This window comes from Aestuariibius sp. HNIBRBA575 (assembly GCF_040932005.1).
GTDB lineage: Bacteria > Pseudomonadota > Alphaproteobacteria > Rhodobacterales > Rhodobacteraceae > CANLNM01.
This window is the reverse complement of sequence record NZ_CP162414.1, coordinates 357,494-381,277: the sequence shown is the minus strand read 5'-3', so window position 1 is coordinate 381,277 and position 23,784 is coordinate 357,494. Positions and strand designations below refer to the sequence as shown.

The 23,784-nt window shown below is 57.0% G+C and carries 28 protein-coding genes and 3 pseudogenes; 10 read left to right on the top strand and 21 right to left on the bottom strand.

The window, feature by feature from the left end; translation table 11 throughout:
• Positions 1-22 precede the first annotated feature (22 nt).
• A pseudogene (locus AB1F12_RS01950) lies at positions 23-887 on the top strand (helix-turn-helix domain-containing protein).
• A 148-nt stretch (positions 888-1,035) separates the two neighbouring features.
• On the opposite strand, the gene leuD reads toward AB1F12_RS01950, so the two are convergent.
• Both leuD and leuC read right to left on the bottom strand, forming a co-directional pair.
• Entirely contained in the window at positions 1,036-1,680 is a 645-nt protein-coding gene (gene leuD / locus AB1F12_RS01945) for a 3-isopropylmalate dehydratase small subunit (protein ID WP_368186187.1), read from the bottom strand.
• 3 nt (positions 1,681-1,683) lie between these two features.
• Positions 1,684-3,090 carry a 3-isopropylmalate dehydratase large subunit gene (leuC, locus tag AB1F12_RS01940; RefSeq protein ID WP_368186186.1) on the bottom strand — a complete coding sequence of 469 codons (1,407 nt, stop codon included), beginning with the start codon at positions 3,088-3,090 and terminating at the stop codon, positions 1,684-1,686.
• A gap of 201 nt (positions 3,091-3,291) precedes the next feature.
• Between leuC and AB1F12_RS01935 the strand changes: the two genes are divergently transcribed.
• Positions 3,292-3,993 carry a GntR family transcriptional regulator gene (locus AB1F12_RS01935; protein ID WP_368186185.1) on the top strand — a complete coding sequence of 234 codons (702 nt, stop codon included), beginning with the start codon at positions 3,292-3,294 and terminating at the stop codon, positions 3,991-3,993.
• 50 nt (positions 3,994-4,043) lie between these two features.
• Here the strand turns inward: AB1F12_RS01935 and AB1F12_RS01930 are convergent, their stop codons facing one another.
• From AB1F12_RS01930 to AB1F12_RS01855, 16 genes and pseudogenes are all read right to left on the bottom strand, one after another.
• Positions 4,044-4,277, bottom strand: a complete 234-nt coding sequence (locus AB1F12_RS01930; protein ID WP_368186183.1) for a hypothetical protein — start codon at positions 4,275-4,277, stop codon at positions 4,044-4,046.
• Entirely contained in the window at positions 4,270-4,653 is a 384-nt protein-coding gene (locus AB1F12_RS01925) for an ATP-binding cassette domain-containing protein (RefSeq protein ID WP_368186182.1), read from the bottom strand. The genes AB1F12_RS01930 and AB1F12_RS01925 overlap by 8 nt, the downstream gene beginning before the upstream one ends.
• A gap of 1 nt (position 4,654) precedes the next feature.
• Positions 4,655-5,050 (bottom strand): ATP-binding cassette domain-containing protein, encoded by a 396-nt coding sequence (locus tag AB1F12_RS01920; protein ID WP_368186181.1) that lies wholly within the window; start codon positions 5,048-5,050, stop codon positions 4,655-4,657.
• Positions 5,037-5,435, bottom strand: a complete 399-nt coding sequence (locus AB1F12_RS01915) for an ATP-binding cassette domain-containing protein (RefSeq protein WP_368186180.1) — start codon at positions 5,433-5,435, stop codon at positions 5,037-5,039. The genes AB1F12_RS01920 and AB1F12_RS01915 overlap by 14 nt, the downstream gene beginning before the upstream one ends.
• Positions 5,432-6,130 carry a branched-chain amino acid ABC transporter permease gene (locus AB1F12_RS01910; RefSeq protein ID WP_368186178.1) on the bottom strand — a complete coding sequence of 233 codons (699 nt, stop codon included), beginning with the start codon at positions 6,128-6,130 and terminating at the stop codon, positions 5,432-5,434. The genes AB1F12_RS01915 and AB1F12_RS01910 overlap by 4 nt, the downstream gene beginning before the upstream one ends.
• Complete coding sequence (locus AB1F12_RS01905) at positions 6,131-6,391, bottom strand: hypothetical protein (RefSeq protein WP_368186176.1); 261 nt, start codon at positions 6,389-6,391, stop codon at positions 6,131-6,133.
• Positions 6,384-6,701, bottom strand: a complete 318-nt coding sequence (locus AB1F12_RS01900; protein ID WP_368186174.1) for a hypothetical protein — start codon at positions 6,699-6,701, stop codon at positions 6,384-6,386. The genes AB1F12_RS01905 and AB1F12_RS01900 overlap by 8 nt, the downstream gene beginning before the upstream one ends.
• A 127-nt stretch (positions 6,702-6,828) precedes the next feature.
• A pseudogene (locus AB1F12_RS01895) lies at positions 6,829-7,176 on the bottom strand (hypothetical protein); the annotation flags it as partial.
• Between the two features lie 105 nt (positions 7,177-7,281).
• On the bottom strand, positions 7,282-7,479 hold the full coding sequence (locus AB1F12_RS01890) for a hypothetical protein (protein ID WP_368186173.1): 198 nt from the start codon (positions 7,477-7,479) through the stop codon (positions 7,282-7,284).
• A gap of 510 nt (positions 7,480-7,989) precedes the next feature.
• Positions 7,990-8,469 (bottom strand): ABC transporter substrate-binding protein, encoded by a 480-nt coding sequence (locus AB1F12_RS01885; protein ID WP_368186172.1) that lies wholly within the window; start codon positions 8,467-8,469, stop codon positions 7,990-7,992.
• A gap of 69 nt (positions 8,470-8,538) precedes the next feature.
• Positions 8,539-9,321, bottom strand: coding sequence for an L-threonylcarbamoyladenylate synthase (locus AB1F12_RS01880; RefSeq protein WP_368186171.1), 783 nt, complete (start codon positions 9,319-9,321; stop codon positions 8,539-8,541).
• Positions 9,322-9,358: 37 nt separating this feature from the next.
• A complete protein-coding gene (locus AB1F12_RS01875) occupies positions 9,359-10,582 on the bottom strand; it encodes a hypothetical protein (protein WP_368186170.1) in 1,224 nt (407 codons plus the stop codon).
• Positions 10,583-10,637: 55 nt separating this feature from the next.
• Complete coding sequence (locus AB1F12_RS01870) at positions 10,638-11,276, bottom strand: L-threonylcarbamoyladenylate synthase (protein WP_368186168.1); 639 nt, start codon at positions 11,274-11,276, stop codon at positions 10,638-10,640.
• Positions 11,277-11,299: 23 nt separating this feature from the next.
• Positions 11,300-11,770 (bottom strand): YbhB/YbcL family Raf kinase inhibitor-like protein, encoded by a 471-nt coding sequence (locus AB1F12_RS01865; RefSeq protein WP_368186167.1) that lies wholly within the window; start codon positions 11,768-11,770, stop codon positions 11,300-11,302.
• Positions 11,771-11,797: 27 nt separating this feature from the next.
• Positions 11,798-12,868 (bottom strand): hypothetical protein, encoded by a 1,071-nt coding sequence (locus AB1F12_RS01860; RefSeq protein ID WP_368186165.1) that lies wholly within the window; start codon positions 12,866-12,868, stop codon positions 11,798-11,800.
• 201 nt (positions 12,869-13,069) lie between these two features.
• Positions 13,070-13,821: pseudogene (locus AB1F12_RS01855) on the bottom strand (IS5 family transposase); the annotation flags it as partial.
• A gap of 407 nt (positions 13,822-14,228) precedes the next feature.
• On the opposite strand from AB1F12_RS01855, the gene AB1F12_RS01850 reads away from it, so the two are divergent.
• From AB1F12_RS01850 to AB1F12_RS01825, 6 genes are all read left to right on the top strand, one after another.
• A complete protein-coding gene (locus tag AB1F12_RS01850; protein ID WP_368186163.1) occupies positions 14,229-14,384 on the top strand; it encodes a hypothetical protein in 156 nt (51 codons plus the stop codon).
• Between the two features lie 199 nt (positions 14,385-14,583).
• On the top strand, positions 14,584-14,802 hold the full coding sequence (locus tag AB1F12_RS01845; protein WP_368186162.1) for a hypothetical protein: 219 nt from the start codon (positions 14,584-14,586) through the stop codon (positions 14,800-14,802).
• A gap of 89 nt (positions 14,803-14,891) precedes the next feature.
• Positions 14,892-15,245 carry a hypothetical protein gene (locus tag AB1F12_RS01840; RefSeq protein ID WP_368186160.1) on the top strand — a complete coding sequence of 118 codons (354 nt, stop codon included), beginning with the start codon at positions 14,892-14,894 and terminating at the stop codon, positions 15,243-15,245.
• A complete protein-coding gene (locus tag AB1F12_RS01835; protein WP_368186158.1) occupies positions 15,235-16,083 on the top strand; it encodes a hypothetical protein in 849 nt (282 codons plus the stop codon). The genes AB1F12_RS01840 and AB1F12_RS01835 overlap by 11 nt, the downstream gene beginning before the upstream one ends.
• A gap of 85 nt (positions 16,084-16,168) precedes the next feature.
• Complete coding sequence (locus AB1F12_RS01830; RefSeq protein ID WP_368186156.1) at positions 16,169-17,368, top strand: DUF1611 domain-containing protein; 1,200 nt, start codon at positions 16,169-16,171, stop codon at positions 17,366-17,368.
• Positions 17,365-18,486: an alanine/ornithine racemase family PLP-dependent enzyme gene (locus AB1F12_RS01825; RefSeq protein WP_368186154.1), complete on the top strand. Its 1,122-nt coding sequence runs from the start codon at positions 17,365-17,367 to the stop codon at positions 18,484-18,486. The genes AB1F12_RS01830 and AB1F12_RS01825 overlap by 4 nt, the downstream gene beginning before the upstream one ends.
• A 30-nt stretch (positions 18,487-18,516) precedes the next feature.
• Here AB1F12_RS01825 and AB1F12_RS01820 read toward each other — a convergent pair whose 3' ends face one another.
• On the bottom strand, positions 18,517-18,870 hold the full coding sequence (locus tag AB1F12_RS01820) for a hypothetical protein (RefSeq protein ID WP_368186153.1): 354 nt from the start codon (positions 18,868-18,870) through the stop codon (positions 18,517-18,519).
• A gap of 29 nt (positions 18,871-18,899) precedes the next feature.
• Between AB1F12_RS01820 and AB1F12_RS01815 the strand changes: the two genes are divergently transcribed.
• Positions 18,900-19,181: a hypothetical protein gene (locus tag AB1F12_RS01815; RefSeq protein ID WP_368186151.1), complete on the top strand. Its 282-nt coding sequence runs from the start codon at positions 18,900-18,902 to the stop codon at positions 19,179-19,181.
• A gap of 194 nt (positions 19,182-19,375) precedes the next feature.
• Positions 19,376-19,858 (top strand): hypothetical protein, encoded by a 483-nt coding sequence (locus tag AB1F12_RS01810; protein ID WP_368186150.1) that lies wholly within the window; start codon positions 19,376-19,378, stop codon positions 19,856-19,858.
• A gap of 95 nt (positions 19,859-19,953) precedes the next feature.
• Here AB1F12_RS01810 and AB1F12_RS01805 read toward each other — a convergent pair whose 3' ends face one another.
• Both AB1F12_RS01805 and AB1F12_RS01800 read right to left on the bottom strand, forming a co-directional pair.
• On the bottom strand, positions 19,954-22,476 hold the full coding sequence (locus AB1F12_RS01805; protein WP_368186148.1) for a S8 family serine peptidase: 2,523 nt from the start codon (positions 22,474-22,476) through the stop codon (positions 19,954-19,956).
• A complete protein-coding gene (locus AB1F12_RS01800; protein WP_368186147.1) occupies positions 22,406-23,452 on the bottom strand; it encodes an AAA family ATPase in 1,047 nt (348 codons plus the stop codon). Before AB1F12_RS01800 ends, AB1F12_RS01805 begins: the two co-directional genes overlap by 71 nt.
• Positions 23,453-23,784 lie beyond the last annotated feature (332 nt).

Here is a 23,784-nt window from a genome sequence, read left to right as displayed (position 1 = left end):
CATGACAGACGATCAATGAGAGATCCAACGTAAACTTCGGGTTCTGCAACATGCTGATAAGATCGGCTGTGTGAGCAAGAGCTGCCGCTATTTTGGGATCGGTAAGCCCAGCTTTTATCGATGGCGGGCTGCGTATCGGTCCCGAGGAGAGGAAGGGCTGAAGAATGCCAAAACCTTTCCAAAGAACCCAGTCAATCAAACGCCACCCGAGATCGTTGAAAAAGTTTTGTACCTGCGCCGCAATTACCATATCGGGCCTATTTTGATCGTCTAGTATCTGGCGCGCGATCACTGCATCTAAATTTCCGATGCAGGCGTCTACCGCATTCTCCGGCGCCATGGACTGAACCGACTCCCACACGGAACTAGGGTGCGCAAGGTCCACACCAAGCGTTACAACAAACAGGTCCCTGGTCACCACATCCAGATGGACGTTAAGCTCCTGACGTTACAAGGAAACCATGGCAAGAAGATCAGGCGCTTTCAATTCACTGCAATCGATGACGCAACCCGTGTTCGCGCGCTCAAAATCTATGACCGGCATACTCAGGCAAATGCGTTGAATTTTGTCGATTACGTTATTGAGAAGTTTCCGTTTCGGATCCGCGAGAACAGGACCGATAACGGCCATGAGTTCCAGGCCAAGTTCCACTGGCATGTCGAGGACAAGGGCATCCGTCACGCCAACATCAAGCCAAGCTCACCAAGGCTCAACGGGAAGGTCGAGCGATTACACCGGTCCGACCAGCTGGAGTTCTACCAACTTCTCAGCTACAAAGACGATGTCGATCCCTAAGCCAAACGTGAAGAATGGGAGCGGTTTTATAACCTTGCTAGGCGCTCACAACGGCAAAACGCCTTACGAAGCGCTTAAGGAAAAGCTATGAAATAGCGGCTTGGTCTCCCACCAGTTCGACAGCGCTACAAACGGAGCGGCAGGCATTCGTCACGGTCTGCAATCACTGTGCCCGACCACGACCGGTGCGGCCGCACACCATGAAACACTGGGATGCGGCCGCGTTTGACGAGAGGCCGTCAGGCCACCGGCTCAACCTTGGCCACAACCTTTGGGTGCCGGTCAAAGAGCCACGGCACGTCTCGACGATGACGTGCCTCGAAGCCTTCGATCTCGGTCATCTGCGTCTTGGTCTGGTCGATTTCGTCCTGACCGTTCAGCAGGGCATCGCGGCGCACCGCGTCGACCTCAAAGCCAAAGGCCGTGCCATCCGCCAATGTGACCTGACAGGTGGTCAGATCAACCGTCACCGCTTCCCCGGCTTCGGCGGCCTGCATCACGCGATTCAGCTCTTCGACAGGGAGGCGCACTGGCAGAATGCCGTTCTTGAAGCAGTTGTTGTAATGGATGTCGGCGAAGGACAGCGCGATCACGCTGCGGATTCCATAATCGCGCATTGCCCAAGGTGCGTGTTCCCGCGACGAGCCGCAGCCCCAGTTTTCAAGCGACACAATGATCGACGCCTTGTCCCAAGGGGCTTTGTTCAGAACGAAGTCCGGCTTCACCGCACCATCTCGACCAAAGCGGTACTCCTGAAAGAACCCCCAGGCGAGGCCGGTCTTCTTGACCGCTTTCATCACATGTTTGGGGCTGATCATGTCGGTGTTGACATTGTCCCACGGCATCGGTGCCGCGATCCCGGTAACCTTGCTGAATTTTTCCATGGCTCAGGCCTCCCAGTTGCGGATGTCTACGAAATGGCCTGCAACCGCAGCGGCGGCGGCCATGGCCGGGCTGACAAGGTGGGTCCGTCCACCCAGACCCTGCCGCCCCTTGAAATTGCGGTTCGAGGTAGAGGCACAGCGCTCGCCGTCCTGCAGACGGTCGGCGTTCATGCCAAGGCACATCGAGCATCCGGCCTCGCGCCAGTCGAAACCGGCGTCCTTGAAGACCTCGTGCAGACCCTCGGCTTCGGCCTGAAGCTTCACCAGACCTGAGCCCGGCACGATGATGGCCTTGACGCTGTCGGCAACCTTGCGCCCGCGCACCACGCGGGCGACCTCGCGCAGGTCCTCGATCCGGCTGTTGGTGCAAGAGCCGATGAAGACGCGGTCAAGCGGGATCTCGGTGATCTTCTGACCTTCCTCCAGTCCCATGTAATCAAGTGAGTCGCGCAGCGAAAAGCGGCGAGCCTCGGCCATGTCCGTAGTCGCTTCGGGAACGGCCCCGACCACCGGCACCACGTCTTCCGGGCTGGTGCCCCATGTGACCATGGGCACGATATCGGCTGCGTCGATTTCGACCACACGGTCAAATGCTGCGTCATCGTCGCTGTGGAACTGGGCCCAATAGGTCAAAGCCGCATCCCAGTCCTGATCTCCGGGCGCCTGTGGACGACCGCGCAGGTAGGCAAAGGTCTTTTCGTCCGGCGCGACCAGACCCGAGCGCGCTCCGGCCTCGATGGCCATGTTGCACACTGTCATGCGCGCCTCCATCGACATGTCGCGGATCACCTGACCGCAGAATTCGATGACATAGCCTGTGGCCCCGTTAGCCCCGATGCGGCCGATCACGTTTAGGATCACATCCTTGGCGGTCACACCGTGCGGCAAGGCCCCTTCGATGCAGATCGCCATGGTCTTCGATTTCTGCTGAATCAACGTCTGCGTGGCCAGAACGTGCTCTATTTCCGAGGTACAGATGCCAAAGGCCAGCGCCCCGAAGGCGCCATGGGTCGAGGTGTGGCTGTCGCCGCAGACGATGGTCATGCCCGGCTGAGTCAGCCCCTGCTCTGGGCCCACCACATGCACCACACCCTGCCGGATATCGTCATACCCGTAATAATCAAGTTTATGCCGCGCCGAGTACTGGCGGATCAGTTGCAGTTGCAAAGCCGCCTCCGGATCGTCGGTTTCGTCGGTGCGTCCAACATGGGTCGGAATGTTGTGATCAGCCACGGCGAGCGTTGCTTCGGGGCGGCGAACCGCATGGCCTTCGCGTTCGATAGTGTCGAAGGCGGGCGCACTGGTCACCTCGTGCAGGAACTGCTGGTCAATGTACAGAATTGTAGCCCCGGCGGCGTTCTGGGCCACCACATGTGTGTCCCATATTTTATCGTAAAGCGTCTTGGCCAAGGGAGCCTCCTACCATCGGTCGTTTATGTCATGGGCAACGGATACGATAAAAAATTTGTTATAGCAATCGGTTTTCTGATACGTTACGAAACGTCGTCGGCGATACCGATTGACATAGGTAGCGTTACGCATTCCAAAGGACTGCGACTTGGTAAGCAAGTGAAACTTCAGGCTTAATTTCAACCTAAAGTGGAGGAGACCATGATCCACACAACGAACCAGTCCAAAGCGGCAGCCGGTCGCCGCTCACAGCCGCTGAGCGAAAGGGCCTATGCCCAACTCAAGGCGATGATTCTGTCGAATGAGCTTCAGGGCGGTCGCTACATGCTCGAAGACGAGGTGAACGAACTGGTCGGCATGAGCCGCACTCCGCTGCGCGCCGCGCTCGCCAAGCTGAAGAATGAGGGCCTGATCACCATCATCCCCCGGCGCGGCATCCGCATCATGACGGTCACCCTCGACGATCTGTTCGAGATCTACAGCCTGCTCGAAGCGGTGGAAGCTTTGGCGGTGGAGGTTCTGGTCAAGGCTGACAACCATGCCGCAACCGGGGCAATATTGGTTGGTCTGGTCGGCGAGATGGACGCAGCCCTGAAGGATAACCAGCTCGACACATGGGCCGCGGCCTATTCGTTGTTTCACCGCACTCTTGTGGGGCAGACTGGAATGAAGCGGGTGGAGAAGCTGGCCGAGAACTTGCTGGATCAGTCGCACCGCGTGCGTATCTTTACGCTGCGGATGCGGGAAAAGCCACTGAACGTGAACGCCAGTCAGCGTGCGCTGGCCGAGGCCATTCGCGATGGCAATCTCGACGGGGCTTTGCAGACCAACAAACGCCACGCCCAGAAACGCCTTGAAGAAATCGCGGCCATCTTCGAGCGGTTTTCTCTGAAAGAACTGTAGGGGAAGACGTCGGGCGCCGGACGCTTTCCGGCGCATTGCAGGCCGATCCCTTAACCGCCCGGGTAAAGCCTCATCAGCGTTTCATTGCCCATGAGATCGCCGGGCAAACCGTCGAACACGGTTTTGCCAGTCTCCAGAACCATGACCCGATCTGCGGACCGCAGCGCAAGGTCGATGTCCTGTTCAACCAACAAAATGACGGTGCCTGCGGTGCGAATTTCTTCGAGTTTGTCAACCACCATCTGGGAATACAGCGGCGACAGGCCCGCTGTCGGCTCATCCACCACCAGAAGCGAAGGCCACAACAGCAACGCACGCGAGATCGTCAGCATCTGATGCTGGGTGCCAAGGCGCAGGTTCTTCCAGACCGTCAACGCGCCAAAAACGTTGCGCACCTGAGGCACATACGCCCCCCCCGGACCGGGCGCTGCGGTGTGGCGCCCAGACGCTGATGTCGGTGCCGTCCAAAACGATGCGCCCGCCACGCGGGCGGAGCAGGCCCGACACGGCTTTGATCAGGGTCGATTTTCCGGCTCCGTTCGGCCCGACCACCGCCAGCATTTCGCCCGGGGCCACGGTCATCGACACGCCATTGACGATGGTCATGTCGCCATAGCCCACATCCAAATCGTCACAGCTCAGCAATGTGGACGCGGACATGTCAGGCAACCTCCGTCCGTTTGGCGACCGGCACGGCCATGCTGCCGACATAAGCGCGCTGCACTTCGGAAGTGTCACGGATTTCCGCCATGGACCCCTCACACAGCTTTTCACCCGCAACAATGACCAAAACCCGAGGCGCAACGCGTTCGATGAAGCTCAGGTTTTGTTCGACGACAACGATGGTCTTGCCTTCGGCGTTCAGGGCCAGGACGTGATCGACCAGCTTGTTGATCATCGACGGGTTCACCCCGGCGGCGGGCTCATCCAGAATGATCAGCGGCGCGTCGCTGATCGCCAGCATGGCCAACGTCAGGAGTTTCTGCTGCCCGCCCGAAAGCCCCTGCGCCCAGGCGTCCGCCATATGAGTAAGGCCGAAGCGGTCATGCGTGTCCATGCCTCTGGTGACAGATTGACCAAGCCGCGCGACGGCCTGGAACGCGCACCAGCCGCGCCAAACCCACCTGGCCCTGATCCATGACAGCCAGCAGGTTTTCCAGCACCGTCATTCGCCCGAACAGGCGCGGAATCTGGAAAGACCGGCGCAGCCCAAGCCTGGCCCGATCCGCCAGCGGCAGCGCCGTAATGTCCTGCCCTCGAAATGTGATGCGCCCACTGTCAACCGGCATCTCTCCGGCCACGAGGTTGAAGCATGTGCTTTTGCCGGCGCCGTTGGGCCCGATCAGGCCTACGATCTCACCTTCGGCCACCTGCATCGACATATCCTTGACCGCTGGCAAGCCACCGAAGGATTTCGAAATATTCTGGACGTCCAGCATCATGCCTCCTGCCACAGCGGGGAAAGTTTCAGGGGAGTTTCGCGCCACAGACCATCGGGACGGAACAGGATGAACAGCACCATCAGCACACCGATGCCGCCCGCCTCGATCAAAGGGATCACCTGCGGCGGAAGCGGCCCGAAATGGATCATGCGCGCGCCTTCATGCACGATCCCGAACAGCAGAACGCTGCCGATCAGCGGCCCAAAGGCGCTGCCGGTTCCGCCCATGATCAGTGCCGCCCATACCAAAAGCGTGACATCGAACTTGAAGGCCGACGGTTCGACAGCCGTGGTCATCAGCGGCCAGAGCGCCCCGGCCAGAACCATGACGGTCGAGCCGAAAACGAAGGCCGCGGTGCGCAAGGCTCGGATATCATAGCCAAGGCTTTCAGCGGCATCGGGATCGTCACGCATGGCGCGCAGGGCGCGGCCATAGGGGCTGGCCGACAGGCTGCGGAAACCCAGCGCACCAAGAAGGCTGAGCACGATCAGGACAATCGCCAAAGCGCAGTCGTAGTTTTCATAACTACCGATCAACTCGGCAAACGGCCGGTCCAGCCCGCGAATGCCGTTAAAGCCATTGGCCAGCGATTTTTGGGTGGAAAGCACCAGAAACAGGATCTCGGCAAAGACCAGCGTCAGAACCTTGACAAAAAGCGGATCGAGATTAGAGGCATCCAGCATCCGCGCCAGCATCTAGGCAACCAGAACTCCGATGCACAACGTCAGCGCCACGGTCGGCCCGTAAGGCAATCCGAACGCCGCCACAACGGTTTCCGTAATGCCAAGCGTCATCGGGTGTTTGTGCAGCAGCGCCGACGCATAAGCGCCGAGCGCAATGAAGCCCGCAACCCCGAAGTTGCCAAGGCCCGCCAGCCCGTGCTGGATATTCAGACCAATGGCCAAAAGCGAAAAATACCCGGCCAAAGCGGAGGCCACCCAGATGAAATCAGTCATGTTTGAAAACAACCTTCTGATTGGTCAAGCCACCCGGCCGCACCAGCAGCACAAGTGCGATCATGGCAAAGGCTACAGCCGGTTTGAGAGAGGGTGTAATCCACAGCGTGGACAGCTCAGCGGCGATCCCTACGGTCAGAGCGCCCGAGACCGCGCCGACCGGACTGCCAAGCCCGCCAAGCAGGACCGCCGCGCCGATGATGAGCAACAGGTTGGCGCCCACGGACGGGAACACGGTCGCACTCATCCCAATGGCCATGCCGCCAAGCCCGCCAAGCGCCCCGGCCAAAGCCCAGATCGCAAGCGTCACGCGCAGTGCCGGAATGCCCGTCACCTCGGCCAGATCGACGTGTTGCGAGGCCGCGCGCTTGCAGGACAAAATCGGACCGGTAGATCAGCAGAGCGACTAAGGCCATGGTCAGGATCGCCAGTACCGCCAGTACTTCGAGAAGCGGGGTCAGGCGGACTGGCACAAACTGGACCGCCCGCAACACCGAGTCTGGCAAATCGAACCGGCCGATCTTGGTGCCCCAGATGGCAATGATCAGGTTGTTGAGCAGGAGGGCAATGCCCAGCGAGGCAATCAGCGACACGAAGGTTTCGCGCTGTTTGAGCCACTGGAACACCAGAGCATACATCAACATCGAACACAGCCCGGTGACCAGCGTGGTCAGGGCGATAGCCGCCGGAACCGGTACCAGATGCCACAAGGTCAGCGAGATGAAGGCGCCAAGGGTCAGCACCTCGGAAAAGGCAAGGTTGAGCACCCGCCCCGAGGTCCACATAAGCGTCATGCCAAGGGTGGGCACCGCAATGGCAATCTCGGACAGGATGCCAAGTCCCAAACGAACGAGAAGATCTTCCATTGCAGGTCCCCCTTGGCCGTTGCGTCAGTGCAGCGTTGCGATCAGCGTACTGATGCGCGCTTCATCCACGGCGGCGATGCCGGTTGCCGCGCGTCCCACCCGGAACACGCCGTACCCGCTGTGGGCATTGCCGGTGGCATCCACGTCATTGGTGCCTGCCGCACCGTCGTAGTTGATCGCCTTGCCCGCACTGAGCAGCGCCTTGCAGCTGCTGAAATCCATGCAGATCTCCCCCGGGGGCGTTGGCCACCTCGGACACATGCGCGGCGATATCCTCGGGCTTCAGGCTTTGGGCGGCTTCCGCGGCCAGCGCCAGAACATTGATTGAATCCAACATGAAATCCGAATAGAGTGCAGGCTTCTTTGCATCGGGGAAGACGGCGGCGAAGGCATCGCGATAGTGATCCCGGCCCGGTCCGATAGACGCGGCGGCAAGCGCCACCATGTTGACGCGATCCGCGACCGGCGCCATGGCCGACAATGCGTCATCGGAAATCGCGAAATCGGTCGCGATGAAGGTGATGTCCTCCAGCCCGTCGAGTTCTGCCGCGTTTTGCCAGAATTGCGCGGCGGAATCCGGCGACAGCTCGAAGAAAGCGCATTCCGGCGCGGTTCGGCCATCAGGTCCATCAGCTCGGAGCGATTGCTGGATTGGTTCAGCGCCACGTCGATATTGCGCGTGACGGTGCCGCCCTGCGCTTCGAAGGCGGGAAGGATCATGACCTTGAGCGACTATGCGCCCTCCAGCGAGTCCACCACAACCGCATAGTTCTTATAGCCCTGATCCGCCGCATAAGGCGCCATTGCGGGGCCGAATTCACTGTCTGAATTGGTCTGGCGCCAGGTGGTCTTGCCCTTGACCGTGGCATCCAGAGAGGCGGTAGAGCCGATGAAAGCCGCAGGCACGCCGCTAGCTTGAACCCTGTCGATCACGCTCATCACCGTGGCCGAGGTCGGCCCGAGGATGGCATGGGCCTTGTCCACGCCGACCAGCGAGGAAATCGCGGCGGTAGAGGATTGCGCATTGGCCTTGGTGTCCTGAATAACCAGCGTAGCCGGTTCGCCCATCACGCCACCAGCGGCATTGATCGTCGACAACGCAACTTCGGCCCCCTGCGCGAAGGTTTTCGCCAACAAAGGCGATGCGGCCGTCATCGGAATGGCGACGCCGAATTTCATCCCTTCGGCGGCCAGCGGGGCGGCGGCCAGCAATTGGGAAGACGTGAAAAAATACAGGTTTTCATTGGATCTACTTCGTTTGAAATCGCGAGAATGCGGGCGTCAGTAATATTGACCGTGGCGGAAATCCCAGCTTGCAAAGCTGGTCGACAGATGGCTCACGATGGAATCCACGCTCAGGCCCTTGCGGATAAGAACCGGCACCGGCGATACGCCGCGCTGTTGCTTCTGCTCGGGAACGAGGCGACCGGCATCATCAACCATGGACACCATCACACCCTGTTCATAGCGGGTGGATTCGTCGGCATCCGGCTGGATCGAAGCGACGTAATCGTTGGCTTCCACGATCAGGTCCGCTTCGGCTTCGATGCGATCACCGATGCCTTCGACGAGGCCCCGGTTGCCTTGGCCCGAGGGGTTGGCCGAGCTCGCGAAGACCAGCTTGCCCTGCTCTTCCCACATGGTGCGTACGACATTTTCGGAAGGGGTGCCGAACTTGATTACAAAGCAGCTGGTGCCGCGCCCGTCCATCATCAACTCCGCCGAGCCGTCGTCGGGGATATGACGCTTGCCTTCCGCCTTCCACGGCAGGATGCAACCAAGCAGGATATCGTGGTCCCAATGCGCCTGATAGAAGGCTTCGACCTCGTCGTTCATCTCGGCCAGTTCGCGCAATTGTTCCATCGAGCCACAAAGCACGACGCCCGGTTTGTTCCGCTTGCGCATCTTGCAGTCGAACTTGCGCTCGAGGCCTGCGGCGTCGGTCGTCATGATGATATAGCCAACCTTGGTTGGGCTGACGATGACGTGCCCGGGCTGCGATAGGGTCGCGATGGTCTCGGCCTGCACGCCGCCGTCCCACTGAATTTTCTTGTTGCCGGTCATAGGGTAAGTCCTTTTGGTATCAGGTGTCTTTTGAAGGTCAGTCGATGGAGTCCGGTTGCGCCACGGGCGCACCGACGGTGGAAAGAAAGGCGCGCAGCGCAAAGACGCCCGCGACGAAAGCGGTAGAGCCAAGCACAAGCTGCTGCGGCGTCCACCCCGATTGAAAGGCCAGCCCACAGGCCAGATAGGCGGCCGCGCTGAGCGCCCCGAACACCTGCTCTGCTTGCGGGACGGCATTGGTTGTTCCGCCGGTTGCGGTCGGAGCCTGTGTCAGAAGCGGCAGGTAGGCGGGCCGCAGCATCCCGGCGGCGCAGAACATGCCGACCGGCGCGAGAACCGTGACCCAGAGCGTCGAGCCAAGACCCAAGCCCAGCATCGAGGCCAGCGTCACGCCAACCACCGCCGCCAGCGCACCGCGCGCGCCGAACCGTTCAGCCAGACGCGGGAAAAACCGCCCGCCAAGAAAGCCCGAGAAGGTATACAGGCCAAAGAGCACGCCGAAGAAGGCAACCTCGATCTTGAGGTCGAGAAAGAACCACACCGGCAGGATGAGCAGTTGCAGCGTCAGAACCACGGCCCGCATGAAGCTGTAGCTGACCAGTTCGAGCCATGCCGCGAAGGTCAGCCGCCCGGCATCCGCCTTCTGTGTGCCAGCCGTGGTTTTGGCCGGTGCGGCAAGGCGCAAGCCCGCGATGGCAACGAGGGCAGCCGCAAGGTTGGCAGCGCTGGTCATGAAGAAAGGCAGCGCCGGATTGATCTGGAACACCACCGCGCCCACGCAGCCCGCCGCAAGGAAGGACATGAACATGTAGCTTGACGATCGGGCCTGCGCGCGGGTCTGCACCTCGGACGGGGCGTCGGTCAACCGACCGGCATGGGCCAGAAAGCTGCCATCCCCGACGGCGGCGAGGCAATAGCCAACACCGCCAAGCACCTGCGCCGCAATCAGCACACCCACGGCCTGCGACACGGTCAGTGCATCGCCCGCCAGGAGCCCCCCGCCGATCAGCGCATTCGAGCCTAGTTTTGCAACCTCACCCAGAGCGATGGTCATCGCCGGACCACCAGAGCTCAGCACCCGGCGCGCCAGACCGCCGAACAGCATGGTCGCCACGCCATAGACGAAAAGAATGCCGCCCACGGCACCGAACGAGAACCCGGCCGCCAGCAGCGCGACCACGAAAATCGGCACGTAGAATGAGAAGCGCGACACCACCCGGTACAGGAGGAACCGCGACACGAGGGTCGGGAACGAAAGCATTGGAATACCTATGGTCAGCTCCGGATGCGACCGCACGGGCCGCATCCGGAAAGAGTCATTGCAGTTCGAGAACGTCGGACTTGATCTGGTCGAACGTCAGATCGCCTTCGCGGAGCAAAGACATGGTGTGTTCGACACGCAGGATTGTGGTCGATGTGGTCGTCTCGACCGGCCCCCCGCGCAGCACGAGGCTGACGGATTTGCCCACGTGTTGCACCGCCGAATCGACATCGACGAGCACGCCATCGGACATGCCCGACAGGTTGGCCGAAGTCATGGCGATGGCCCCACCAAAGGCACGGGCAAGGCTGCGCACCACCGGGTTGGCGTGGCAGGCCACCGAGATCGTTGCGTCTTCGTGCAGCGCAAGGTTCGGCGCGCCGTCCCGTTTGTCCATCACGATGTTGAGCGGACCGGGCCAGTAGAGGCTGGCCAGCGAGTCGATCAGACGTTCGTTGTTGGCGGTGCCGAAGCGTCGCCAGTCCCCCGGCTCAGCCACGAACAGCGTCAGCGGCTTCATGCCCGGACGTTTCTTGGACTCAAAGCAGGATGCCACGGCATCGGGATTGAAGGGATCGACCGCGATGCCATAGTTGGCATCTGACGGACAGATCACGATCTCTCCGGCACGCAGATGGGCCACGGCCTTGGCAATGGCTTCAGGTGTTGGATCGAGGATCGGCGGGATACTCATGGGAGGTCTCCAATTCTTGCGTGTTACGCCGGCGCTGTATTGGCAAAGACAGCCGTTGTGCTGGCGCTGGCGAGTTCATTGGTCTTGATGGTGAAGCGGACAAAGGCCTGCGGCATGGCCCCTGCATCGATGCTATCGCAGGACAGGGCGTGCAGGGTGAACACATAGCGATGTGCCGGGTCTCCGGCGGGCGGTAGCGCCCCCATGAAGCCCTGCATGTTTGCATCATTCGGCACCACAACCGCGCCCTCAGGCAGGGTTTCGCTGCACAACTGGCCGCTGGTCTGAACCGGGATGTTCACCACGATCCAGTGCCAGAAGCCCGACCCTGTCGGCGCATCCGGGTCATAGCAGGTTAGCGCAAGGCTCTTGGTGCCTGCGGGTACGCCGTCGAAGTTCAGAACCGGGGATTTGTCCTGTCCACCGATCTGCGCGTTGACCGCCTTGGACGGCAGCGTATCGCCATCGTTGAAATCGACTGAATTCAGTTTCATCGTATCTCTCCTTGAATGGACCGTAACTCAGGCCAAGACGAGTTCGGGCTTGCCGCCGATCCGGGCGTCGTCGATCCGAGCGCCGTCGATCCGGGCGTCATCGACGAGACCGGGCAGACCTTCGACGTAAAGATCGGCAAAGGCATCGCGGCGGCTTTCATCCCAGAAGTTGTAGGTCTTCAACAGGTAACGCTCGCGGGCGGCTTCCGGCTTCGGCACGTGGGCCTTGTCGCGGCTGTGCAGGCCTTCGAGGTTCGGGAAGATGAACAACTCGCCGGTCTGGATCGGCACGTTCAGTTTCGGGGCTTTGGTAATCGCGTCCTTGACCGCCGCCAGCGCGCGCCATGCGATCGCCGGGGCCGAGGCGGCAACCGTCGTGCGCACGTCATAGTAGCGGAACGCGCTTTCGCCGATCAGGATCGGATGGTTGTCTGAATTGACCTGAAACTCATTCGAGTCCTGCGAAATCAGATCGAAAGGCGTCGCGAAGTTGGGCTGACGCAGAATGTCGTGCAGTTCCGGATCGACCAAGCGCAACAGGTCGGTACCGTGCACGTATTTGGTGTTGATCACGTTGGCGGGGTCCGAACGCATCCCAAGCAGGCACAGGACGTCCGCGCGCACCCGGTGGGCCGTCCGGTCGTTGTGGAAATAGAGATCGGAGTCGGTCTTTTGCGTCTGGGTGTCCGAGTATTTCTTCTGAGCATAGACGTCCTGAAAGAAGTCGCCATCATTGCGTGTGGTGTAGGACAGAATCGGCAGGCCGCAGGCTTGCGAAACAACCTCGAGGAGAACCTCGCCCACGAAGGTCTTTTTCACCATGTGTTTCGAGCGAACCGGATCGTCGGGATCGTAGACCGGAACATCGCGGTCGATCGGGCAGTTCTTGACCAGTGCCACCTTGCGCTCATCGACGCGGGTTTCACGGAACAGGCGCGCAATGTCTGCCATTTCTTCACGAAGGAACGGCTCGGTTGCGATCATTTCGGACACTTTAGCTCGGAACGCACCATAGTTGCGGTACGGGCTCGCATGGATGCGTTCGAACCGCGAGACCAGTCGGTCTGTGTCGGAAAAGGAGAATGTGTTGGTCAGCATGGGTCGCTCCTCGATGAATGAGCGGTTTCGGACAAGTAAAATTTTTTGCCGTACCCGACAAAGAATTCGTTAACAAATTTGTTGTAGCACGCGAAATGAGAGCTGACAACGGATAATTCTCCCATAAGGCACAGTACGCACGAAGGGGGCGCTGTTGCACAAATCCGGGTCTGATCGCAGGGCCCCATTCCCCGGACGGATTTACTCTACGGGCAGTGTGACAGGTATACCGAGAGCGGTGTAGCCGTTCAGAACGGCGATGAGAACTTGCAGCTCGGCAACCTGGCGTTCGAAGTCTTTTGCCATCAGGGATTTGCCGAGCAGCTTGATGCAGTTCATCTTTGACTCGACCCGGCTCCGGTGGTGATATCCGCTCCACCGAAGCCAGATGGCGCGGCCGAGATAATTTGATGCGCGCAGGACTTCGTTTCGTGCCACCGCGCCCGGGCTCGTCGGCTTCCAGAGCGTGGCATTCTTGCAGGGCGGGATAACAACGGCGGCACCACGGGCGGCGATCGCCTCGTGGCATTTGCGAGTGTCGTAGGCCCCGTCGGCGGTCACGGAACCGATCTCTTCGTCGCCGGGATTTGGTGAGGGAGATCAGGCAGAACGGGCGCATCACCGATGTTGCTTCCTGTGACTTCGACGGCCCGAACTTCCAGCGTTTCCTCATCGACGCAGATGTGTATCTTGCGCCAAATGCGCCGCCTAGGGCCGCCGTGCTTACGGGCGTTCCACTCGCCCTCGCCTTCACCCTCGGCCTTGATGCCGGTGCTGTCGATCAGCAGATTCAGCGGACCCACGCCGCCACGATGCTGGATAGCCACGTTCAGCTTTCGTTGGCGGCGACACAGTGTACTGAAGTCCGGCACGGCCCAGTCCAGACTGACCAGCCGCGGAAGGCTTTGCACGAAGCCCGTCGTCTGCCTCAGTGGCATCCCGAACAGTACTTTCCCCCTCGGGCAACCCCATTAGATAGGGCCGTGTCCTCGCTGCGCTGCGGGCCGCTCCACCCCTATCGAATAGCATTGCCTCGCCCCCATCCGCGTTCGCCACGCGGCAAGGTTTCAGGGCAAGCCGCTAAAGCGGTTGTCTTGAAAACCTGCACCATTGAAAGAAGAAAAGAATGAGCGTCAGCGCCAAAATCATCGAAAAAGGAAAGGCTATGCGTCGTGAAAGGCAAAGGTCTGTCGCAAAAGGCAGAACTATGTGTCGCTTCACAATTTGTGTGGAGCGACACATAGTTCTTCCATTTTCACATCGCTAAGTCATTGATTTTGCGCACCCCACAAAATGGGCGACACACCACTCTTACCTTTTGCGACTCATAGCTTTGCCTTCGTCGGCAAAGCGGCCGTTCATGGATTATACAGCCAACGGCGGCTTTGAGCCCTCTTTGCCAATTTTCTGTGACGCGGCGAAAGTCGGCTTCTGGGCGGGCGAAGCAAAAAAGGACGTAGCTGGCAAAGATCTTCCAATGCTCAGCGTGGAGGCTTGCCAACCTTGGCCTTCTTAAGAGTATAGGTGGCCTCATAAATGGATCCAGAGTCACCAACGTTGCATTTCCAACGCTAAGAGACTATGTGAGTGATACGAAAGTTGCGGTTCTCTGCGGCACAGGCGCATCCGCCTGCCAGAGCGAACCACAACCCTCTATCAAAAAAATTCAGCTGTCACGTCCTGTAGCAGGGATCTGATGTTTGGGAAGGTTGCCGATGTTATCGCGCACGACCACGTCAGTTGTGACATTTCTTCATCCGTTTGTTGTCGCGGGATACACGGATGAACTGCCCGCGGGTGAATACGAAGTGTCGGCAGACGATGACGTCATGCTGAGCCGCTGTTTGCGGCATACCGACTACGGCGACGTTTATATTGATCAAATGGCACGCAGGAAAGCCAGAGCTGCGCGCAGTGGATCACTGAGACCTTGAGTTGGCTCTGGCGCAGGATCAGGTCAACGCGACTACTAACGTAATCAAAAAAACAGTGCGGCGGCGCTTTCTCCGTCAGAGGATCAAAAATGACATTTCCCGAATGGACGAAACCCGGTGTTTACGGCGCCTTGGTTGGCGCAGTTGCTATCTCTATTCTTGGCTTCACCTGGGGCGGCTGGACAACTGCAGGCAGGGCGGCCGAGATGGCCCAAAACCTTGCGGCAGAGGAAGTCACATTGGCGATGGTGCCAGTTTGCCTAAATCTGTCGGAATCTGATGTGGAACGCACTGCAAAACTAGCAACACTTCAAGAAGCTTCCAGCTTTCAGCGGCGCACCGCGATGATGGAAACAGGCTGGGCCACGCTGCCGGGCACTGATGCCCCAAGCCGGGATCTGGCAGATGCGTGCCTTGCGGGGCTTGAGTTAGATGGATCGTAAATCACAATTAACAGAGCCTCGCCGGGCGCATTCCATGATTGCCCAATATCTCTGCAGGCTCACCAACAATCGCGGCCTATTCATAAGTTTGATTGCCGCAGTCTTGCTGCTTGCGATACCAGCTTTTGCTCAAACCGTCGCTCCGCCAATGCCTGATAATGCCAGTGCTAAAAGTTACGGCGATGGCTGGGAATGTAACATTGGATTCCGGTTGGACGAGAATGCCTGCGTCGCTGTGATTGTTCCGCAAAACGCATACGACACGAACCGGTCCTACGGTTCCGGATGGGAATGTCTGCACGGGTTTCGCAGAACCGACGAAACTGAATGTGTTGCGGTAGATGTGCCTGAGGGCGGGTATTTGGACCCGTCAGGCGAACGGTGGCGTTGTTTACGCGGCTACATCGAGGTCGATGACACATGTCAGGAAATCGTGCTGCCAGCGAATGCATACTTGGCAGATGCCACATACGCCTCATATGGCTCCTCGTGGACGTGCGAACGTGGATTTGAAGCAACTGGCGATCTGTGTACCGCAATAGCGGTTCCGGCCAACGCCTATCTGAATGGACCAGGATACGGCCAGCCTTGGACATGTGAGCGCGGCTTCTTTGAACAGGCTGGTCTGTGCGAAGCCGTCGCGATCCCTGCAAATGCATACTTCGACGACGCAACCTACGGCACAGGGTGGAAGTGCGATCGGGGATACGCCGCCTCCGCCGAGACATGCGAATTCATAAACGTTCCCGAAAATGCGCATCTGGACAGGTCAGGTAACCGTTGGGAGTGCGACAGGAACTTCCAAAAATCAAAGGGGCTGTGCGTGCTGAACAACTAGGCGCGAGCCACGGCACCACCTCCATTCAAAATGCGCATTTGAAGGCAATTCTGCCCTTCGTGCCAACCTATAAAAGAGAACCACAATGGAAACCAAATCCGAAGCTGTCAACACTATCCGCCGTCCGGTCAGGGGCGCCCAAGCGCCACCAAAGGCCCACAGCGAACGCACACGTTCTACTTCATTCAGACAGGTCACAACGCCACCCTCGGCAGTCGTCTATTGCGAGGGGAACTTCGCGCAAATCGATGGCAAGACAGCGAACGGCCTTGTGCGCCATTCAGAGGCCTATCGGATCCTTTCTGTTATCGACAGCACCTATAGCGGAAAAGACAGCGGATCCGTTCTCGACGATGCGATAAACCACATCCCTATCTTTGCTGATCTGGATGCTACAGTTGCACATCAAGCTGTAGTCCCCGATACGCTAATCTATGGGATGGCCCCCTCTACGGGAAGGCTCTCAGCTGTAGATCGAGGTGTTGTTCTGCAAGCGATAGAGTTTGGCATGAACATCGTGAGCGGTCTGCATGAATATCTGAGCGACGACCATGAGATAGCCACCGCCGCATCCGAACGGAATGTTACCATTCGGGACATCCGCAAGCCGAAACCCAGCAAGGACATGCGGCTGCTCGATGGCAGTGTCGCTGGTGTTAAAGCGCTGCGCATTGCAGTTCTTGGGACAGATTGTGCCATTGGCAAGCGGACAACGGCGACCGTTTTGGCACGAGTCCTGAATGCAAAGGGCATCAAGACGGTGCTTGTCGGCACAGGCCAGACCGGCCTGATGCAAGGTGCGAAATATGGTGTTGCAATGGATGCCGTGCCACCCCAGTTCTGCTGTGGCGAGCTTGAAGGTGCGATTGTTGCAGCGTCTGAAGCCGAACAACCCGATGTCATTTTGATTGAAGGCCAAGGCGCGTTAAGCCACCCCGCGTTTTGCACATCCGCGTTTATCCTGCGCGGTAGCCAGCCGGATGCTGTCATCCTGCAGCACGCGCCAAAACGTGCACATCGCTGCGACTTTCCCAATTTACCGATGCCCACGCCGTCAAGTGAGATTGCCCTGATCGAAGCCTTTGCCGACACAAAGGTCATTGGCGTGACTCTCAATCACGAGGGGATGTCTGAGGACGAAATCACCGCCACCATTGCGGGCCAATCACTCAAACTCGGGCTGCCGGTCACCGATGCATTGGCAAGGCCAGTTGCACATCTGCTTGCTATGGTGGTCGCTGCATACCCCGCATTGACGCAGAGGCCTGCAACGGCAGCAATATGAGCTGCCCGCGCATTGAAGTGGATCTTGGCAAGATACGGCGCAACACGCAGACACTTGTTGGGCGTTTAGGCCCGCGTGGGATCAGAGTAACTGGCGTGACCAAGGCTGTATGCGGGCATCCTGCGATTGCTCAGGCTATGCTCGATGGCGGGGCCTCAGGGCTTGCAGATGCACGTATAAGCAATGTGCAAAGGCTACGGTCGGCGGGAATGACAGGCTCTATCACTCTGATCCGTACACCGATGTCAAGTCAGGCCGATCAGGTCGCTCAGTCCTGTGAAGCGAGCTATAACACAGAAATATTGGTCATTTCCGCACTGGCCGCCGCCGCGATCCGCAACAGTTCAGTCCACGGTATCATCCTAATGGTCGAGATGGGCGATCAGCGGGAAGGAATTTTGCCTGAGAACTTGGCAGACATTACCCAGCGGGTCATGCAAATGCCTGGGTTAGCGTTGATAGGGATCGGTGCGAACTTTGCCTGTCTGAGCGGGCTTGCCCCGACTACGTTGCAAATGTCCAATTTTTGCCACCTCGCGAATGAGATCGAGGGGGCATGCGGCCCGTTGCTCAAAGTCGTTTCCGGTGGCAACTCAGCCAATTTGCCCTGGGCGCTTGGTGAACGCGCGACCGGTCGTGTCAACGACCTCCGCCTGGGTGAGGCGATCCTTCTGGGTGTTGAGCCGGTGTCTGGGAACCAGATCGGTGGGATGCACACCGACGCCTTCACGCTTGTTGCCGAAGTTATCGAATCGGATGCAAAACCTGCGCCCGCCGCCATCGCCCTAGTCGGTCCAAATTTGGCAAGACGTCGCATCGCGCAAGTCAGCGGTGTTTCCAAGCGCTTTATTGCCGCGATAGGACATCAGGACACCGACATTCTGGGGATTTCAATGCCCGATGGAAGCACATTGATCGGGGCGACCAGCGATCATCTTGTCATTGGAACGTCCCGACCTCTGCCAAAGGTGGGTTCCGAGGTGAGGTTCCAGATGAATTACAATGCGTTGATGCACGGCATGGCCGCGCCCGACGTCAAAGTAAAACTCTTGGGCACTCCCCCGACAACACCATCACAGGACACTCAAGGCAAGTCCGACTACTTGGCGCTGGTTTGAATGACCATGCTTGGTCCAGACCACCCTAAATCACAAAGGAGACGCAAAATTGACGAAACTCACAAAAAGCAATCTGTTCAAGGTGTATGACTCCAAACCGGAAACCCCGATGGATAAAACGACGCGTGTTGTCAGGCAAATGGTCGAGGAAGAAACGGAACAACGACTTGCTAAGATCTCTCGGCTACGCAATACCCGCCTTGAAAGAGAAGCGAACACGCCATCCGAAATGACAGCGAAAACAGCGCGCAAAACGCGACCCTCTAGAACCGTTTCAAAATGATGATTGAGCTTCGGCGAAATTGCTTTGCGTTGAGTGCTCCGCTTGGCAATAGGCACTACAATCAGGCTGAAATCGGCCTGCGCTGTTTCCAGATATTCCAATCGCCCCAGCCGATAAAAGGGAACCATCCATGACAGACCCGGAGTCTTCCCCAGAAAAGATTCACTATATTTGCCAGACTTATGTTGAAACGACGGCTGGGCGCAACGGGCAGACCGACCTGAAAATTGCCAAGCAATTTGAATATTCCACAGCGTCAGAAGCGCAAAACAGAGCCGAACGAGAGGCTCTATCTAAGGATTGCGCAGGTGCTGACGCTTACATGGTTACTGAAGATCCAACGAGTGGAGAAGTCGGCGACCCAAGCTTCCTTGTAAGGCTTGGCAATGTCCCCGAAATTGACGGTTATTAGAATCCTGAAAATAGCCGCGACCTGAACGAAGGCCGTTGTTCGATCCAAGTCGTGTGCACAAAAAAAGCGGTCTTTGGTGCGAGTGCAGCGAATTCACCCTTTGTCCGCATATCGGCCCACTGTATGAAAGCGCATGAAGCGCGTTTCTACTCAAAAATAGACTTATTGACTGGCAGGGTAGCCCCACGATTCACGTGCGCAACAACACGTGTGGCGGCGAGCTTTACTGCATTGATGAGATCAAAAGCGGCTATAAAAGATGCCAAGATCATTTGCGCTGGTCCCAACGGCTCAACATCAGCCCAAGGCACGTCCGTCAGATGTTCGAACTGGCAGGTATCGACTATCTGAAAGACCTTTTTTCCTTATGGAAAACAGAGATCACATGCGCTCAAGTCGCGAAGAAAATAGGGATGAAAGCCCAACATTTAGGGCAAATGTTCAAAAGGAATGGATATGTGCTGAAGCGTGGGCGACGACGTACCGAGGCAAATCATAGCGAAGTTAAAAAGGTTGCTGAGCTAGAAGCACCAGTGGTCTCAGTTGCGCGGCATTTCCGCGTACATTGGCAAACAGCAAAGAAGCTCCTCACTGAAGCGGGATTGCTGCAAGCCCATGAAATTCGCAAACCGTTTCAACGGTACAAGCTGTACAAAGAAACTATCAACAGTTCCTAGGTTTTGGTTTCAAACGGCCCTAACCGGACTTTAACTCATCAGCCGCATTGCTGAGACCGCAACCCGCTTAGCGGACATTCACCAACGTTGGCCCCCTAGACACGCTGTCGCAACTCCGGTCTGACCCGTTCTTTAACTTGTTGGTAAATCTCATTTACGGTTGGCATCGATATCGTGACCGCCAAGGCGAAAGTTATTGCCCCTGAAGCTTCTGACCCGGTATCTGGCATCCGTGAAACTTCAAAATCAACAGTTTCATTCTCACCAACTACGGCGGCATTCTCTCCGGACCATCGCCGTGAAGCGACTGTTCCACGATTCATTTGATTTTTATCTGGTTGATCAGAACAACCACCTAAAGCCAATGAACCAAGCCATGTTGGCTCAGTTAGTCTAAGACGCACCGTACGATATCCCTGGCGTCCCGCATTAACTGGCGTCATCCACGCTAGAGTTGCAGAAATTGAATGCTGCAGAGCCCTCCCGCCAAAAGCAGCGGGAATTGGTACTTGAACTGGCACAACTTGGTCGGGGCCAACTTCGCCAATCGCCCAAAAAGTCGCCCTGTCAGTTGCGCAGGAGACAGCGTCGTCCAAGTCGTAGGAACCGTAACCAAGGAAGCGTCGAATATTGTCTTTTTGCTTAATATGCTGCCGACCATCTGAAGGCCCAACAGTTTGCTTAATGAGCGAGACGGACCGCTTATCCCAAGTTGCTGGGTGCACCAATAGAGCCTTCAACAAAGTTGCGCGCTGCAAGCTTGAAAGCTCTAAGAATTCCTGCCCGTATTCATCTTCTAAAGCATCATGAATTCTATGCGCGGTACGTGACGCAAGCGCGGCCGCTGCGCTCGTCCCATTGGTGTAGCCCAATGCGGCCTCTAATCCACTTCTTGGCGGTGCAGCAACTTTTAGCCCTGATGCACGTATTGCGCGGTTAGGAGGCTTAACTCGAAGTGCATCCGCACCAGAGCCAATGACATTCAATAATTCGCGTGAACCGGGATAAAGTAGATCTGGCTTTACTGATTTTGCAAAGCCAGGACCCATTGCGCTTGAAGGATTTGCAAGAACTAACCCTGAATATGGCTCAATGTTGACAGATGCAGCCCCTCTTTCTGTCATGGGCACCCAATCGAAATTCCGAGCCCCAACTGTGATCCCATTGACTGTCTCCCCGGGGGAAAGAAGCCTTCGCTCTGCCTTTAGCGCATCCATTGATTTGAGTATCGCAGAGGACCGCTCGAGCTCGTCGGCATCCTCGAGGGCTGTCCTAGTGATAAACCCCTCTACACAGAATTCATCAGAAATATTCCCCGCACTTACTAGAAACAAGATTCCTAGCCGGTAAGCAAGGCGGTCTAGCAAGCGTGCCCATGGTGAGAGTTGACCATGGAATTGCCGCCGCCTATTTCCCAGCGAAATATTCACAATCGTAATGAAGCGCCCAGACGGCTCTGAACCCTCCCTCAATGCCAAGACTGCCCGATATATCAGATCAACAACCAATTGGTTTGTAGGAAATCGGTCATATCTTCCAAGGACAGGGACCGAAATTATTTTTCGACGGATAGGTGTTTCGTTATTATTTCTATCGCCATGAACAATCAGCGAGGCCATTGCTGTGCCATGTGATCGACCGTCCACTGGTGTACTCGGTTCTAGCTCAAAAACATCATCAACAACTACATGTCGTCCTAGCAAAGGATGTCGCTGCACAGGGACACCGTCAATCAATGCCAAAATTGGTTCGCCAAACTCACCTTCGGCATTACCGCCGGTGGCTGCCTCGACCTCAGATACTCCGGCTTCAGTCGCGAGGCTTTGAGGACGGATATGCTGAATTGGCTCAAGACCACCGATGCTATCCTGATCAAGTTCAATGATCGCGCGGATGGCCTGGACTGGCAATTCAGCCAAAATTGCATGATAGGCGATGTCATCTATTCGCGCCCGAGAAATCACTCTACCCCCAACTCCAACAATTGACTGTGAAACTGAGGTTTCGGGCCAATCACCATCGAGGCGAAAAACGAGTTCGATTTCTATGGAAACTAGATCTGTGTCGGCGCGGCCTTGAATTTCTTCATTAAGTATACTCCGCTCTGGCTCTGATATCCGATCTTGAGGCCCCCAAGCTCTTATATCTTTAAGAGTGTTGAAAACATCCCGCCAAGGCGTAAATCCCGTCGCCATGCTTCGACCGCTTACCCAACGGCGCCACAAACTCATAACTTGTCTCAATGCTGCGTCGTTAGGAACAAGCAAGTAAGCGGCAGGATTTTTGTCGTCGTCATCTTCAGGAAAGGCCTCTTCGTCGATCAACTCCAGGCCCGGGACGTTGCGAATAGCATTTGCAAAACTTGATATGGCCCCACGAACTTCAAAAACCAGAAGCCTTTCTGGTGCGAGTGCTGTGGGATCTGATCGAACCTCCAAGCCGCTGGAGGAAGCATCCATAAGTGCCGCCAATTGATCGAACTTAGGGCCTATCCGCTCAACTTGCCTATTTTGGTCAAATGATTCCGGTGGAGGCACAAACTGTGAATTACCTGGTTGCCTTCTTTGCGCGCGCCCTGCCTTTAGCCTCAGGAGCGGCATGTCCAAATTCGTCGGCATCAATTACCCTTGGCTTTACTCTACTATCCCAAAGTTCTAACTCAACTTTAAGGGCGGTGTCGACAGAGACTTCACCCAATCCAAGAATTTGTCTCCGTCGAACATTTTGACAAAAATCAATTATTTCTGAAAAGCTGGAGTCTCGGAGCTTCTTAGACAACGTAGCGGTGCTTAACTTGGGGCGATCCGGCCACTGCCCTAGGATTTTTTCTAGGAACGCTTTCGTTTGGCTTGCGCTAGGCGTAGGAAACTCTGAGCGGATTTGAAACCTTCGCCAGACCGCTTTGTCCAATAATTCAGCATGATTGGTTGCCGAAATAGTCACGACATAACTTGGAAGCTGATCGAGCTGCATCAACAAGAACGAAACAACACGCTTTATTTCACCAGTTTCGTGGTTGTCCCCTCGTTCTTTACCAATAGCGTCAAATTCGTCAAAGAATAGAACACATGGTCGTGTGCGGACATAGTCGAATAATTTCCGCAGTCGCGCATTGGTCTCACCTAAGTAACTTCCAATCAAAGCGTCATAGCGAACTACGAAGAAGGGAAGTCCCAATGCCTCCGCAATGGATTCTGCAAAAGAGGTCTTCCCGTTGCCTGGCGGTCCAGACAACAATACCCGGTGTCTCGGTTCAAACCCATGTGCGCGCAACACGTCGGCGCGCATGTGCTCTTCAATAAGCTGACGGCCATTCTCACGCACTGGCAGCGGAAGCATCAGCTCATCAAGTTGAACCCTCGCTTCAACTTCCAAGATCGCCTCTTTTTCGTCTCCTGCTGGCTTCCTGGAGGTCATTAAAGCCGGTGCGGCAACAGGAATGCTAGACAGCGTTCGCTCTATACGGTCAGCAAGAATATTGTGATTTTTTGCGCGTTCCTCAGCGATCAACGCTTCGGTTGCTGAGCGCAACTTTTTTTGATCGCCAGACACTCCGGCGCTTACAAGGGATAAAAGAAGGTCGCTGCGGGCCATGATGACAACTCTGTTTTGTTCTACTCTACACTTCGGGAGCCAAAAACGGAAACATTTCATTTGCACAAGTTGAGCAAGTCGTGGACCTACGCATCAATAAAAAATTTACAATTATATCAATTTATTAAAGGATTATTCGAGAGCCGAGCTACATCTCCCTAAGCTCACACACAGATAGCGCCGCCTGACATGCATGTCACCTACTTGCAATTTAGGGCCAGTGTAATCGCTTGTGGAGAACCATTTCACGAAAAATCTCCGTAGGGCTTACCTGCAAGCGTCGAGGGCAGACAACTGTACAAGCCAGAAGCCATGTCGATGTAATCAATCGA